General features: G+C 40.5%; 1 protein-coding gene. It reads left to right on the forward strand.

Annotated features, from left to right (window positions below; genetic code table 11):
• A partial coding sequence (locus tag FLQ44_RS13620; protein WP_206208885.1) for a laccase domain-containing protein occupies window positions 1-275 on the forward strand: 275 nt, incomplete at its 5' end.
• Window positions 276-291 lie beyond the last annotated feature (16 nt).

Below are 291 nucleotides of genomic sequence, written 5' to 3' on the forward strand. Positions count from 1 at the left end.
AAGTGAACGCATTAAAAAACTTGAACAACACTATACAACTCGCCTTTTTACTCGCCATGCCTCAAGGTGTCTATGTTGGTCAAACACATATACAACATCCAATGGCTTTACCATCTGTACAGCCAGAGTTGGGAGGTTTCAATTTAGCATTGCATGTGGATGATGATCCACGGCGTGTACAGCAACATCGGATGATTTTATTGGATGAGTTTGCTGTACATGGTGTCAATAAGATTACATGGATGACACAAACACATAGCACGATTTGTCACTAGGCACACGTACAATAAT

The organism is Vogesella mureinivorans (genome assembly GCF_007644035.1).
GTDB classification, from domain to species: Bacteria; Pseudomonadota; Gammaproteobacteria; order Burkholderiales; family Chromobacteriaceae; genus Vogesella; species Vogesella mureinivorans.